This window comes from Streptomyces sp. NPDC002690 (assembly GCF_053592415.1).
Genome location: NZ_JBSFVR010000010.1, coordinates 1 through 15,101, shown reverse-complemented (window position 1 = coordinate 15,101; position 15,101 = coordinate 1). Strand labels below are relative to the sequence as shown.

The 15,101-nt window shown below is 70.7% G+C and carries 6 protein-coding genes; 4 read left to right on the top strand and 2 right to left on the bottom strand.

Features of this window, described 5'->3' with window-relative positions; genetic code table 11:
• Positions 1-4 precede the first annotated feature (4 nt).
• Entirely contained in the window at positions 5-517 is a 513-nt protein-coding gene (locus ACWD3D_RS02820) for a flavin reductase family protein (protein ID WP_451459121.1), read from the top strand.
• Between the two features lie 491 nt (positions 518-1,008).
• On the opposite strand, the gene ACWD3D_RS02815 is transcribed toward ACWD3D_RS02820, so the two are convergent.
• Positions 1,009-1,461 carry a nuclear transport factor 2 family protein gene (locus ACWD3D_RS02815; protein ID WP_451459120.1) on the bottom strand — a complete coding sequence of 151 codons (453 nt, stop codon included), beginning with the start codon at positions 1,459-1,461 and terminating at the stop codon, positions 1,009-1,011.
• Between the two features lie 243 nt (positions 1,462-1,704).
• Between ACWD3D_RS02815 and ACWD3D_RS02810 the strand changes: the two genes are divergently transcribed.
• On the top strand, positions 1,705-4,797 hold the full coding sequence (locus ACWD3D_RS02810) for an AfsR/SARP family transcriptional regulator (protein ID WP_451459148.1): 3,093 nt from the start codon (positions 1,705-1,707) through the stop codon (positions 4,795-4,797).
• A 287-nt stretch (positions 4,798-5,084) separates the two neighbouring features.
• On the opposite strand, the gene ACWD3D_RS02805 is transcribed toward ACWD3D_RS02810, so the two are convergent.
• Positions 5,085-5,285: a hypothetical protein gene (locus tag ACWD3D_RS02805; protein ID WP_451459119.1), complete on the bottom strand. Its 201-nt coding sequence runs from the start codon at positions 5,283-5,285 to the stop codon at positions 5,085-5,087.
• 370 nt (positions 5,286-5,655) lie between these two features.
• Here ACWD3D_RS02805 and ACWD3D_RS02800 point away from each other — a divergent pair, with 370 nt between their 5' ends.
• Together ACWD3D_RS02800 and ACWD3D_RS02795 are read left to right on the top strand one after the other, a co-directional pair.
• The gene (locus tag ACWD3D_RS02800; protein WP_451459118.1) at positions 5,656-6,990 is read left to right on the top strand and encodes a helix-turn-helix domain-containing protein; all 1,335 of its coding nucleotides are present in this window, start codon (positions 5,656-5,658) and stop codon (positions 6,988-6,990) included.
• A 264-nt stretch (positions 6,991-7,254) separates the two neighbouring features.
• A partial coding sequence (locus ACWD3D_RS02795) for an amino acid adenylation domain-containing protein (RefSeq protein ID WP_451459117.1) occupies positions 7,255-15,101 on the top strand: 7,847 nt, incomplete at its 3' end.

Genomic DNA, 15,101 nt, shown 5'->3' with positions numbered 1-15,101 from the left:
GGGCATGGTGAGCGCGCAGTCCGCGAGCACTACGCGGGCACTGACCGGTGACGACTTCCGCGAGGCCATGTCGTTGCTCGCGGCTCCGCTGACGATCGTCACGGCTCGGGACACGGTCGGCCGGCCCTGGGGTTTCACCGCCAGCTCGGTGACCTCGGTCTCCTTGGATCCGCCCCTCGTGCTGGTGGGCATGGCGCACACTTCCAGCTGCTATCCCGCCCTGTCCACAGCCGCGGAATTCACCGTCAACGTCCTGGGGAGCGATCACCGGACGCTGGCCCGGACGTTCGCCACCAGCGGTGCGGACCGGTTCGCCGGTGTGCGTCTGGAGGACTGGCCGGATTCCCAGGTGCCCTATCTCGCGGACGTGGGCGTCGCGTTCCGGTGCACCGCTGCCCAGCGGATAGCGGTCGGCGACCACACCCTGCTGATCGGTGAACTCACCGGACTGCGCGGCCGGGGGGAGACCACATCCCCTCTCCTGTGGCACAGGAGGAACTTCCAGCCGTCGGTCTGAACGTGGGGCGAGGGACGTGGGGCGAGCGCCACCAGAAGACTTGCCGGGCCGGACGTACCACCTCCGGCCCGGGAGGCACCGTCCCCGCGTCGGGCGCGATCCGCCGACGCGAGGACAGGCCACCGGCCATCATCCGGTGGCCGCGACGCCCGGGAGAGGCGACCGAGGGACGGAGACCGCAGGGCCTTTCAGCCCCCGGCCGCGATCCGTACCCTCCCGCTCCTGGCTCTCCGGCCGGGTCCCTCACATCCGAGGGGCCCGGCCGCTTTGCTTCGTCGTGTCCGTCGACAGGCCTCTTCCACGACATCTGATCCGCGGGGACGGCGACTCCACGACGTCGCGACCAACATCGCCACGCACTCCACGTGGTGCGTCATCGGAAGGACGCAGGTCTGCGCAAGTCGCGGAAAATGCCGCCCGGAACCATCGGCGCCGATGTCGCCGCCGCGGTCTGACGCATCCCGCGCGCCCACCGCCCCACTGCCCCACCGTCAACAGGACGGCGGCGGGAACCCGGCCGTGCGCCACGATCTGCCTCCGGGCCCTCCCGGTTCGGCGTGGTAGTAGCGCGTGCAGGACTCGACCATGCCGTCCCCGGCGATACGGAAGAAGTCCACGAAGCGCAGGCTGAGGTCCTCCTTGCCGGAGGTGATGCGGCGGCCCGCGGCGACGATGCTCCGGTCCCGGGCCACGACGCGGTCGATCTCGTGGCGGGTGTGGGATCCGTTGTGGTCGCGGTGGGCGTGAAGGACCGCGGTCCGCCCTCGGGCGGTGGGGACGCCGGGCAGTTCCAGCTCGACGCGGTCGTGCAGCAGGGATCCGCACGCGTCGAGGTCGCCGGCGTCGAGGTAGTCGTACACGAGGCGGACGTGGTCGGTTCCGGCGGCGGTGACCAGGTCGACCACCGTGTCGGGGGCTGTGTTCGTCCAGACGTCGGCGTGCATGGGACGCCTCCTTTCTCCTTCTCCCCGCACTCTCCCGCAACGCGCCAACCTCCCCCTATCACGGCGCTATTCGCTGGGTGGTCACGCCCGGCCCGCAGCAGGATGGACAGATCGTGAGGGTTGTGGAACCTTTGGGAAAGTTGATCCCGAGCTCAAGTCGCTCACAAGGTCGGAGGCTCGGTGGCCGAGGGCACGCCGCGTACGGTCGAGCATGTCCCCGGCGCGTCGCGGCCGCCCTTCCAGTTGCTGGGTCCGCTCCAGGTGCGGGGCAAGAACGGGCCGCTGCGGGTGCCACCGGGGCGGCAGGAGGTCATCCTGGCCGCGTTGTTGCTGGAGGCGAACCGGGTCGTCGGCACGAGCTATCTGGTGGACCTCATCTGGGAGGACAACCCGCCGGAGACCGCGCGCACGCAGGTACAGATATGTGTCTCCCGGCTGCGGAAGCTGCTGGCCGGAGCGGACAGCACGGTCTCCATCTCGACCCGGCCACCGGGGTACGTCCTCCACGTCGACACCGGTGACGTCGACTCGCTGCTGTTCACCGGCCTGGTCGCGATGGCACGACGGCATCGGGACGAAGGCGAGCCGGAGAAGGCGGTCACGCTGCTGAAGTCGGCGGTGGCCCTGGGGCAGGGTGATTCGCTGACCGGGCTGGCGAGCGGACCGCTCGCCAACAAGGCGCGCAAGCTCGACGAGGAGCGGCTGAGCGCCGTCGAGCTGCGGTTGCAGATCGAACTGGAGCTGGGACGGCATGACCGGCTCGTCGGCGAACTCCAACTCCTCGTCCACGAAAACCCGTTGCGCGAGCGCCTGCGCGAGCAGTTGATGTGCGCCCTGTACTGGTCGGGGCGCCAGGCGGAGGCCCTGGAGGCGTACCGCACGGGGCGCAGGATCCTCGACCAGGAACTGGGACTGGCACCGGGCAGGGAGCTGCGGCGGCTGGAGGCGGCGATCCTCGCAGGTGAACTTCCCCCGCCGGTGATGGCGATCCGGTCCCGCGAGGAGAGGAACGGGACCCGCCCGGACCCGGCACCTGCCGCGCCGGCCGGGCCCGCGGAGGGCGCGAGCCAGGTACCGTCCGGCGGCCACGGGCCGCACGCCGACGGCGAGCACACCACGGACCGGAGCCCCACCGGCGAGCCGCCCCGAGAACCGCTCTCCTCCGCCGCCCAGGACGGCTCCCCCGATCGGACGGAACCGCAGCCGCACGAGGCCCGACCCCAGCAACTCCCGTCCTCCACGTCGGACTTCGTCGCCGACGAGAGACAGGTCGCCGCTCTGGAAGGGGCGTTGACCAGCGGACGGGACCGCAAGGCGGTAGGACTCGCCGTCATCACCGGCAAGCCGGGCACCGGTAAGTCCACACTCGCCGTGAACGTCGCGCACCGGCTCGCCGAAACGGGGTTCCCCGACGGTCAGCTCTACTGCGACCTGCGCGGCACCGGCACACCGGCCACCGCCCTGGAGGTGCTGGGCCGCTTCCTGCGGGCGCTGGGCATCCCCGGTCAACTGATCCCGGACTCGCTGGACGAGCGGGCGGAGATGTACCGGACCCGGCTCGCCTCGCGCCGCCTTCTGGTGGTCCTGGACGACGCCGCCACCGAGAGCCAGGTGCTGCCGCTGCTGCCCGGCAGCCGTGACTGCGCCGTCCTCGTCACCAGCCGGGCCAGGCTGACCGCGCTGCCGGGCGCGCACCGCGTGGAGCTGGACGTCCTGGACGAGGACCGGGCGCTGACGCTGCTGGCCGGCATCATCGGGCGGGAGAGGGTCGAGGGCGAGGCGGCGTCCGCCAAGGCTCTGGTCCGTACGGTCGGACGGCTGCCGCTGGCCCTGCGGATCGCGGCGGCCCGGCTTGCCGCCCGCCCGCACTGGACGCTCGCGTCGATGGTGCTCAGACTGGCCGACGAACGGCACCGCCTGGACGAGCTGGCCCACGGCGAGATGACGATGCGGGCCAGCCTCTCACTCACGTACAACGGTCTGGCACCACAGGATCGCGGGCTGCTGCGGATGCTGAGCATGTCCCGGACACCGACGCTGCCCAGTTGGATGGCGGGCGCCCTGCTGGACGACGACCGCCCCGTACCGTCGGATCTGATGGAACCGCTGGTGGACATGCAGATGCTGGACGTCGTCGGCGTGGAGCGCACCGGCGGCTACCGGTACCAGTTCCACGAGATCATCCGGGTCTACGCACGCGAGCAACTGGCCCTGCACGAAGCCCCGGAGACCCAGCGCGCCGCACTCACCCGGATGGCGGGCGGCTGGATGCATCTCGCCCAGGAGGCCCATCGCAAGGTCTACGGCGGTGACTTCACGGTGCTGCACGGCGACGCCCCGCGCTGGGTACCGCCCGCGTCCTGCACCGAGGACCTGCTCGCCGACCCGTTGGCCTGGTTCGACGCGGAGCAGGCGGCCCTCTGCCACATGGTGGAGCACGCCGCCGACGAGGGCCTGCACGACGTCAGCTGGAACCTGGCGACGACCCTGGTCACGCTGTTCGAGGTGCGAGGCCATTACGACCTGTGGGAACAGACCCATGTGCGGGCACTGGCCGCCGTGCGCAAGGCCGGCAATCTGCGGGGCACCGCCGCCGTACGCGCCTCGCTCGGCTCGTTGTACATGAGCCGCAACGAGTTCGGCATGGCACGCCAGGCGCTGGGGTCGGCGCTCGACGTCTTCCAGGCGTTGGACGAGCCGAAGGGCGAGGCGCTGTGCCGCCGCGACATGGCCCTCATCGCGCGGACGAACGGGGACGACGACACCGCCCTCGACCTGTACGAGCGGGCCCTCGCCGACTTCGACCGTGCCGGTGACGTGGTGGGCCGGGCGATCGTGCTCACGCAAAGCGCCCACATACGGATGCGCCGGGGTGACGGGGACGCCGCGCAGGCCCAGTTGGACGAGGCACTGGAGATCTACGACGGGGTCGGCTATCAGGGCGGCAGGGCACGGACCCTGCGCAGGGTGGGGCAGTTGCTGCTGGAGCGGGGTGAGTTCGATCTCGCGGTACTGACGTTCACGGAGGTCCTGGAGCTGTGCCGGGACTCAGGTGATGTGATCGGCGAGGGACATCTGCTGCGCGATCTGGGCCAGGCCTTCGTACTGATGGGGCGGCCCGACCGGGCCAGGTACTTCTTCGACCGGGCCGTCGCGGCCCGGGAGCAGATCATGGATGTCAACGGTGGCGCACTGGCCCGCCTGGATCTGGCACGACTGCTGGAGGACGAACCGGGGCGTTGCCGGGAGCTGCTGACTCCTGCGCTGGAGGTGTTCAGAAGCCGGGGAATGACGCGAGAACTGGCGGAGACGCGGCAGTTGCTCGGCGCCGGCTGAGGCGAACGGGCGGGAAGGCTTCGCGGGCCCGGCAGGTTCGACGACGGCTTGAGATTCCGCGCGGGGGGACGGGCCGAGGTCCGTCGGCGCGGAGGGCCGAGGGTGGCGGGCGCGGAGGCCAGTCGTCCGGCACCGCGCCGGAGCGGCGGGAATGCCGAGGGGGCATCAGGCGCTGAGCCCGAGCCGCACGGAGGCCGGTGTCCGCCGGCGCTGAGGCCGAGGCTGAGGAGTGGAGCAGGCACGGAGCGTGCTCCGGGCCCGGAACCCGAGGGCAGGTACCGGGTTCGTCAGTCCCACGGGTTGTTGTCCGTGGAGCTGCTGGGGGTGGGGGTGGGAGTGGCGGCGGTGGACGTCTCGGTCGACCGGGTGCCGGTCCCCGACGTGTCGTCGGCCCAGCCCACCTGGACACCGATTCCGGTCACGATGACGACCGCGACGGTGGCGAAGGCGGCGCGGAAGGCGTTGCGGGCGGTGGTGTTCTTCGACATCGGACTGACCTCTCGTCGGTGTTCCGTTTCCTTCTGGACACCAACTTAGGAACGGCCGGATTCACCGCACCGGTCGTGGTCCTATCGCCCCGTTATCACGATCCGTCGCCCCGCTATCACGGTCCGCCGCCCCTATCACCTGCGGCGCCCCACCGGTCCCGGCAGGGCATGGCCGCCTCTCCCGCGCGCCCCGCCGCTATCGCGGAACGGGCCCGGTCGGCCGCGGACCGCGTTGGTGCCGCGATGCCCCCCGGATAGGCCCCGTGTGGAGGATTCCGGCAGAAGCAAGGCACGACAGCCGTCCCGCACAGCGCCCCGGCCCGCAGCGGCTTCCGGGGTTGGCTCTCCCCGACGAGCAGGAGTCCTTTTCATGACGCTCAGCCTTCCCCCTCAGGACAGCCCGGTGACCACCGCACCGCTCGGTTCTCTGATACACGGTCACCGCCTCCGTATCGGTCTGACGCAGCGAGAGCTGGCGGACCTCTCCACCATCAGCGTGCGGGCCATCCGGGACCTGGAGAAGGCGAAGGCCCAGCGGCCGAGAACGGAGACGGTGCGTCTGATCGCCGACGCGCTGAGACTCGGCCCCCGGTCCCGTGCGGAGCTGGAGGCGGCGGCCAGGGGCGGCTCGCGGGCGGCCGGTGACGTCCGGCGCCTGTCGGTGGTACGGGCGGCGCCGCCCGTACCCCTGTACCCGCAGGTGGGCCGGGACGCGGAGACAGGCGTTGTCGTGGAGGAACTGGGGTCGGGCACCGAGCGGCTGGTGACCGTGGTCGGGCTGAGCGGCGTCGGCAAGACCCGGCTCGCTCTGGAGGCGGCTGCCCGCCTGCACGATGCCGGCCTGCCGGTGCTGTGGCACTCCGGTGACGAGGCCACTGCCGACTGCCTCAGGGCCGACGACGACCCGCTCCCCCGACTGGCCGACGGGTGCGCACGTTTCCTGCGCGGCGACGGAGAGGCCCGGGATCTGCTGCCCGGACTGACGGACGTCGTCGAGGCCATCGGCGGACAGGGCATCGTGCTCGTCCTCGACGGCGTCGACACCGGCGGCCTCGACTTCGACCGGTTGCGCCGGCTGCTGCGGGAGTTCTCCGGCCTGCGGCTGCTGGTCACCGGAGAGCGGCCGTGGAACGTACCCGGTGAACGCCTGTTCCTGCTTTCCCCGTTGGAGGCGCCCGCGCCCGCCGCCGGGTGCACGGACGCGGCGGCCGTCCGGTTCTTCCTCAGCCAGCTCCGCCGGGTACGCCCCGACATCGTGCCGGACGCGCGGGTGCTCGCCGACGTCGCCTGGATCTGCCACCGTCTCGACGGCCACCCGGCCGCGCTCGGCGCCGCCGCCTCCTGGCTCGCCGTCTGTGATCTACCCACCCTGCGCGACCTCGTCGACTCGGACCCCGCCCCCCTCTTCGACCACCTCGCCGGGGACCCGCACGGCTCACACCTCCAGGAGCGGGTGGGGCGCACCCTCGCCGCGCTGGCGGACCCGTACCGGGCGCTCGTCGGCGAGCTCTGCCGCATGGCCGACGGGGAGTTCGTGCTCCAGGACGTCGTAGGGCTCACCGGGCGCACGCTGCCCGAGTGCGGCCGGCTGATCCGTGAGCTGCTGATCAGCGGAGTGATCCGGTCCAGTGCGGACAGCGGGCGACCGGCCTTCCGCGTCCTGGGCGTGGTCCGTGCGTCGGCCGGGGCCACGGCTGCCGTCTGACTGCCGCATCCCTCCGAACTGCTTGCCCTACCGCCGGGGCAACTGCCGCTCCTCACCCGGCCCCGGCAGTTGTATGGCTCTGCCGGCACGGACAGGCCGAGGGCGGCCGGTCCAGCGCCTCCCTCCGGGCACCTACGTCCCGTCGTACCGCGCACCGCCCGCACTCCCGGCACCTACGTCCCGTCGTACCGCGCACCGCCCGCACTCCCGGCTCCGCACACCCAGGACCCGCCCTTCCCCGCCGCGACCCACACAGGAGATCCCATGCCGTCCGACGCGACCGTCGCACCCGCTCCGGCCGTCCTCCGGCTGCCCCTTTCGGAAGCCCAGCGTGACATCTGGACGGCGCACGCACTGGACCCCACCGGCCTGAAGTACAACGTCGGCGAGTGCCGGGACATCCTCGGTCCGGTCGACCCGGCGCTGATGGGGGCAGCCTGGCGTCGCCTCGTGGAGGAAGCGGACGTCATGCGCACCCGCCGCTTCGAGGACGACGGCGAGACGGTGTGGCAGCTGATCGACGCCGAACCGGGCGCCCGCGCCCTCCCGTTCACCGACGTGAGCGCGGCGGACGATCCGGAGCGCGCGGCCTGGAGCCTGGTGGACGCGGCGATCGGCACCACCTTCGACCTGACCCGCGAGTCGCCGGTCCGCTGCGCACTGATCAAGCTGGCGGAGGACCGGTACTTCTACTTCTACGGTTTCCACCACCTGCTGGTCGACGGCGTGAGCGTCTCGATGCTGCTGAAGCGGCTGGTCGAGCTGTACGAGAAGGCGGTCGCCGGCGAGCCGTGGGACGATTCGCCGTTCGGCCGGCTGGCCGACCTCCACGCCGAGGACACCGCTTGGCGTGGCTCGGAGGAGGCAGCCGCCGAACGAGCGGCCTGGCGGGAGCACTTGGCCGGGGTGCGGGAGACCCCGGACAGCCTGGTCCGGGGCACCGGCCGGGCGGTTCCGGCCCGCGGCGCGCTGCCCTTCGCCCGGCGCACGGTCCTGGTACCCGCGGCGGACGCGGACCGGCTGCGCACCGTCGCACGTGCCGAGCGGGTCTCCTGGCCCGTCCTGGTGATCGCCCTGTTCACGGTGTATCTGCACCGCGTCACGGCGAGGGACGAGCTGATGCTCGCACTGCCGGTGACGGGCCGGACCACGAAGACGGCCCGCAGCACGCCCGGCATGACCTCGAACGTCGTACCGCTGCGGCTGCGGGTGGGCGCCGACGAGACCCTCGGGACGCTGGTGCGGAACGTGTCCGCCGAGGTCAAGCACGGTCTGCGCCACCAGCTGACGCGGTACGAGGACCTCCGGCGAGATGCGCGGGCCCTCACCGGAACCCGCAGGGGGACCGGGCCGGTGCTCAACATCATGGGATTCAACGCCGACATGACGGTGTGCGGCCACCCCACGGTCAACCACAACGTGAGCAACGGGCCGGTGGACGACCTCAGCGTCGCGGTGTACGACCTGGGCGCGTCGGGCGGCCTGCGGATCGACTTCGACACCCCGGCCGACGGGGTCGCCCCGGACGCCATCGCCGCCCACCAGGACCGCTTCGTCACCTTCCTCACGACCGCCCTCGCCCCGGCCGAGGGGTCCGGAGAGCCTGGGGAGCCGGCCGATCGCAGGGTCGCCGAGCTGGAGGTGTTGTCGGGGGACGAGCGGGAGTTGCTGCTCGGTGCCTGGGCCGGGGCCGTGACCGACCGGGACGACGTGTCCCTCGTCGAGCGGTTCGAGGAACAGGTGGCCCGGTTCCCGGAGAAGGTCGCGCTGATCGACGGCGACCGGCACATCACCTACGGAGAACTGAACGCATCCGCCAACCGCTGGTCCCACCAACTGCGTTCACAAGGACTCGGCCGCGGCGACCTCGCCGGCATCCTCCTGGAACGCGGCGCCACCTTCGCCACCGCACTGATCGCCGCCCTCAAGACCGGCGCCGGCCACGTACTCCTCGACCCCGACTTCCCCGACGAACGACTCCACACCGCCGCCACCGAAGCCGACATCACCCACCTCATCACCCACCCCGGCCTCGCCGACCGACTCCAAGGCACCTGGACCACCACCGCCGAAGGCCCCGAGGACCTCCGAAACCACTCACCGCAGAACCTGAACCTGCCCATCCAGGGCGACGACCTCGCCTGCGTGATGTTCACCTCCGGCTCCACCGGACGCCCCAAGGGCATCCTCTCCTCCCACCGCAACCTCGTCTCCACCCTCGTCGGACAGACCTACCTCCCCACCAGCCCCGACGAAATCTTCCTCCAGTCCTCCCCCGTCTCCTGGGACGCCTTCAGCCTCGAATTCTGGGGACCCCTCCTCCACGGCGGAACCGCCGTCCTCCAACCCGGCCAGAAACCCGAACCCGCCCTCATCGCCCAACTCGCGCAACAGCACAAGGTCAGCACCCTGCTGCTCTCGGCCAGCCTCTTCAACTACCTCACCGACGAACACCCCGACACATTCGCCACCGTCACCACCGCCTACACCGTCGGAGAAGCCGCCTCCCCCGCACACGTACACAAGCTCCAGCAGACACACCCCGGCATCCACGTGATCAACGGCTACGGCCCCGCCGAAGCCATGATCTACGCAACCACCCACACCATCGAACCCGCCGACCAACCCCACACTCTCATCCCCATCGGCACCCCCCTCACCAACAAACCCCTCTACATCCTCGACACCGCCCTGCGCCTCTGCGCCCCCGGCACGACCGGCGAACTCTACGTAGCCGGCGACGGCCTCGCCCACGGCTACCTCAACCGCCCCGAACTCACCGCCACCCACTTCATCCCCAACCCCTACGGACCCCCCGGCACCCGCCTCTACCGCACCGGAGACCTCGCCCACTTCGACCACCACGGCCACCTCCACTACCAAGGCCGAGCCGACAACCAAATCAAGATCCGCGGCTTCCGCATCGAACCCGCCGAAATCGAAACCGCCCTCCTCACCCACCCCCACATCACCCAAGCCACCGTCACCACCCACCACAAACAACTCGCCGCCTACATCGTCACCAACACCACCACCACCGACCTCAACGACATCCGCCGCCACCTCACCGCACGACTCCCCGAACATCTGATACCCGCATACCTCACCACCCTCGACAAACTCCCCCTCACCCCCAACGGCAAAATCGACAAACGCGCCCTCCCCGAACCGGTCGCGGTCGCCTCGGGCGGTCGTACCCCGCGCACCCTGCTGGAAGAGACGCTGACCGGCCTCTTCACCAGCACGCTCGACGCGCGGACCGACCTGTCGATCGACGACGACTTCTTCCAGCACGGTGGGCATTCCATCCTCGCGGCCCGCCTCACCAACCGGATCGCCCAGGCGCTGGGCGTCCGGCTGACCATCCGGGACGTCTTCGAGAACCCGACGGTGGTGCGGCTCGCGGAGAAGGTCGGGGCGAAGAAGGGGCTCCCGGCACTGCCTCCGCTGTCCGCGGCCGGGGGGCCCGACGAGGGGCCGGCGCCGATGTCGTTCGCCCAGCGGCGGCTGTGGCTGCTGGCGGACCTGGAGGGCGGCAGCACCGCGTACAACGTGCCGATGGCGGTTCGTCTGGAGGGCGCGCTGAACGCAGACGCACTCGACGCGGCCCTCAACGACGTGATCGAAAGACACGCACCCCTGCGGACCCTGTTCGAGACGGTCGACGGCGAGCCGCGACAGCGCGTCCTTCCCGCCGCACAGGCCCGGACGACGGTCCGGCACCAGGAGGTGACCCCGGACGCACTGGACCGGGCCGTGGCCGAGGCCGGCCGTCACGTCTTCGACCTCCGCACCGAACTCCCGCTCGCCGTCACACTCTTCCGTCTCGACGAGGTGACGCACCAGCTGGTGATCGTGATGCACCACATCGCCACGGACGGCGAGTCCGGCAACGTGTACTTCGCGGACCTCGCCCACGCCTACACGGCACGGATCGCAGGTGCCGAGAGCGACCGGGTTCTGGAGCCGCTTCCGGTGCGTTACACGGATTACGCGGTCTGGCAGCAGAACGCGCTGGGATCCGCCGAGGACGCCGGAAGTGTGCTGTCGCAGGAGCTCGCGTTCTGGCGGGAGGCTCTGGAGGGACTGCCCGAGGAGCACGCGCTCAACCTCGACCGTCCCCGCCCCGCGCAGGCCTCGCACCGTGGCGGAGCGGTCGAAGTGGCCCTGGGGGAGGACCTGTTCGAGCACATCGGCGCACTGGCCCGGGCCGAGGGGTGCACCCCCTTCATGGTGGTGCACGCGGCCCTCGCCGCCACGATGACCCGGCTCGGTGCCGGTACGGACCTCGCCATCGGAACCCCCGTCGCCGGCCGCACCGACGAAGCCCTGCGCGACCTGGTCGGCTTCTTCGTCAACACCCTCGTCCTACGCACCCGTACCAGCGACAACCCCACCTTCAGCGAGCTCCTCGAACACGTCCGCACCACCGACCTCGACGCCTTCGCCCACCAGGACGCCCCCTTCGACCTCGTCCTCGACACCCTCAACCCCACCCGCACCCTCTCCCGACACCCCCTCTTCCAGATCTGCCTCACCCTGGAAACCGGCGCCCCCGTGCTCGATCTGCCGGGCATCCGGCCGAGGCACGTCCAGACCTTCGCCAACGGGTCCGCCAAGTTCGACCTGGAGTTCCTGCTCCGCTCGGACGACGGTCGGGGATTGTGCGGCATGGTCGTCTTCGCGGAGGATCTGTTCGACCACTCCACCGTCCGGCGCATGGTGACCGTGCTGGGTGAGGTGCTGCGCCAGGCGGTGGCCAACCCGGAGACCCGCCTCGCCGAGCTGGAGGTGCTGTCGGGGGCCGAGCGGGAGCTGCTGCTCGGCTCGTGGGCCGGGCCCGTGGCCGACCGGGACGACGTCTCGCTCGTGGAACGGTTCGAAGCACAGGTCAACCGCGCACCGGAGGCCGTCGCGCTGATCGACGGCGACCGGCAGATCACCTACGGAGAACTGAACGCATCCGCCAACCGCTGGGCCCACCACCTGCGTTCGCGAGGACTCGGCCGCGGCGACCTCGCCGGCATCCTCCTGGAGCGCGACGCCACCTTCGCCACAGCGGTGATAGCCGTCCTCAAGACCGGCGCCGGCCACGTCCTCCTCGACCCCGACTTCCCCGACGAACGACTCCACACCGCCGCCGCCGAAGCCGACATCACCCACCTCGTCACCCGCACCGGACTCACCGACCGCCTCCACGGCCCATGGACCACCACCGTCGAAGGACCGGACGACGTCCTCGACAACTCCCCGGAGAACCCCGGCCTGCCCATCCAGGGCGACGACCTCGCCTGCGTGATGTTCACCTCCGGCTCCACCGGACGCCCCAAGGGCATCCTCTCCTCCCACCGCAACCTCGTCTCCACCCTCGTCGGACAGACCTACCTCCCCACCAGCCCCGACGAAGTCTTCCTCCAGTCCTCACCCATCTCCTGGGACGCCTTCAGCCTCGAATTCTGGGGACCCCTCCTCCACGGCGCCCGCGTCGTCATCCAGCCCGGCCAGAAGCCGGAGCCGACTCTGATCGCGGAACTCACGCATCGGCACCGCGTGACGACTCTGCTGCTCTCGGCCAGCCTCTTCAACTACCTCACCGACGAACACCCCGAGACCTTCACCTCGGTCACCACCGCCTACACCGTCGGAGAAGCCGCCTCCCCCGCACACGTACACACACTGCAGCAGTCACACCCCGGCATCCGCGTCATCAACGGCTACGGCCCCGCCGAAGCCATGATCTACGCAACCACCCACACCATCGAGGCCACCGACAAGCCCCACACCACCATCCCCATCGGCACCCCCCTCACCAACAAACCCCTCTACATCCTCGACACCGCCCTGCGCCTCTGCGCCCCCGGCACGACCGGCGAACTCTACGTAGCCGGGGACGGCCTCGCCCACGGCTACCTCAACCGCCCCGAACTCACCGCCACCCACTTCATCCCCAACCCCTACGGACCCCCCGGCACCCGCCTCTACCGCACCGGCGACCTCGCCCACTTCGACCACCACGGCCACCTCCACTACCAAGGCCGAGCCGACAACCAAATCAAGATCCGCGGCTTCCGCATCGAACCCGCCGAAATCGAAACCGCCCTCCTCACCCACCCCCACATCACCCAAGCCACCGTCACCACGCACCACAAGCAGCTCGCCGCCTACATCGTCACCAGCATCCCGACAGCCCCGGACGACATCCGCCGGCACCTCACCGCACGGCTTCCCGAACACCTCGTCCCCGCTCACCTCACCACCCTCGACAAACTCCCCCTCACCCCCAACGGCAAAATCGACAAACGCGCCCTCCCCGAGCCGACAGCCCTCATGGCCTCGACGCGCGCGCCGCAGACCCAGCTCGAAGAGATCGCCCTCACCCTCTTCAGCCGAGTACTGGACACCGCCCGACCGGTCGGGGTCGACGACAGCTTCTTCCACCACGGCGGCCACTCTTTGCTCGCCGCCCGTCTCACCAACCACATCGCCGACGAGCTCGGTGTCCGGCTGACCGTCCGTGACGTCTTCCAGCACCCCACACCCGCCCGGCTGGCCGCACACATCAGCACCCTCAAGGGCCGCCCGGCACTCCCGCCGCTGACCGCCGACGCGTCGACCGACGGCAACGACACCCCTCTGTCCTTCGCCCAGCGCCGACTCTGGCTGCTGGCCGAACTCGACGGCGACAGCACCGCCTACAACGTCCCCATGGCGATCCACCTCGAAGGCCCACTCGACGCCGAGGCCCTCGAAACCGCCCTCAACGACGTGATCGAAAGACACGCGCCCCTGCGTACCGTCTTCACCACGGTCGACGGCGAACCGCGACAGCACGTCCTCTCCGCCGCACAGGCCCGCGTACGCATCGAGCGTGGAGCGTCCACGCCGGAGACGCTGGACGACGATCTGGCCGCAGCGGTCCGGCACCGGTTCGATCTCAGGACGGACATCCCCGTGCGGGCCACCCTCCTCGGTCTGGGCGACGGACGCGCGGTCCTCCACCTCCTGGTGCACCACATCGCGACGGACGGCCGGTCCGCCGGAGTGCTCTTCGACGACCTGTCCCGGGCCTATCAGGCGCGTGTCGCCGGCACCGAGAGCCAGGTGCTGGAGCCGCTCCGGGTCCGGTACGCCGACTACGCGGCGTGGCAGCAGCGGGTGTTGGGCTCCGCCGACGACGCGGGAAGCGTGCTGTCGCAGGAGCTCGCGTTCTGGCGGGAGGCCCTGGAAGGGCTGCCCGAGGAACACGTGCTCAACCTCGACCGCCCCCGCCCCGCACAGGCGTCGCACCGTGGCGGGCAGGTGGAAATCGCTCTGGGCGGTGACCTGTTCGAGCGCATCGGCGCACTGGCCCGGGCCGAGGGATGCACCCCCTTCATGGTCGTGCACACGGCTCTCGCCGCCACGATGACCCGGCTCGGGGCCGGTACGGACCTCACCATCGGAACCCCCGTCGCCGGCCGCACCGACGAAGCCCTGCGCGACCTGGTCGGCTTCTTCGTCAACACCCTCGTCCTACGCACTCGCACGAACGGCAACCCGACCTTCCGCGAGCTCCTCGAACACGTCCGCACCACCGACCTCGACGCCTTCGCCCACCAGGACGCCCCCTTCGACCTCGTCCTCGACACCCTCAACCCCACCCGCACCCTTTCCCGGCACCCCCTCTTCCAGATCTGCCTCACCCTGGAGGCGGGAGAGGCCCCGTCCTTCGGCCTGGGCGGTGACCGGTACGCCGAGGTGGTGGGTCTGACCAACGGATCGGCCAAGTTCGACCTGGAGTTCCTGCTCCGCTCCGACGACAGCCGAGGCCTGCACGGCGTGGTCGTCTTCGCCGAGGACCTGTTCGACCACGCCACCGTCCAGCGCATGGTGGCCGTCCTGGGTGAGGTACTGAGCCAGGCGGTGACCGCCCCGGACGTACGCCTCGCGGACTTCGACGTGCTGTCGGCGGGCGAGCGGGAACTGCTGCTGGGGCCGTGGGCCGGGTCAGTGGCCGCCGTGGACGACGTATCGCTCGTCGAACGGTTCGAGGCGCAGACCGCACGCGCACCGGAGGCCGTCGCGCTGATCGACGGCGACCGGCGGATCACCTACGGACAGCTCAACGCGGA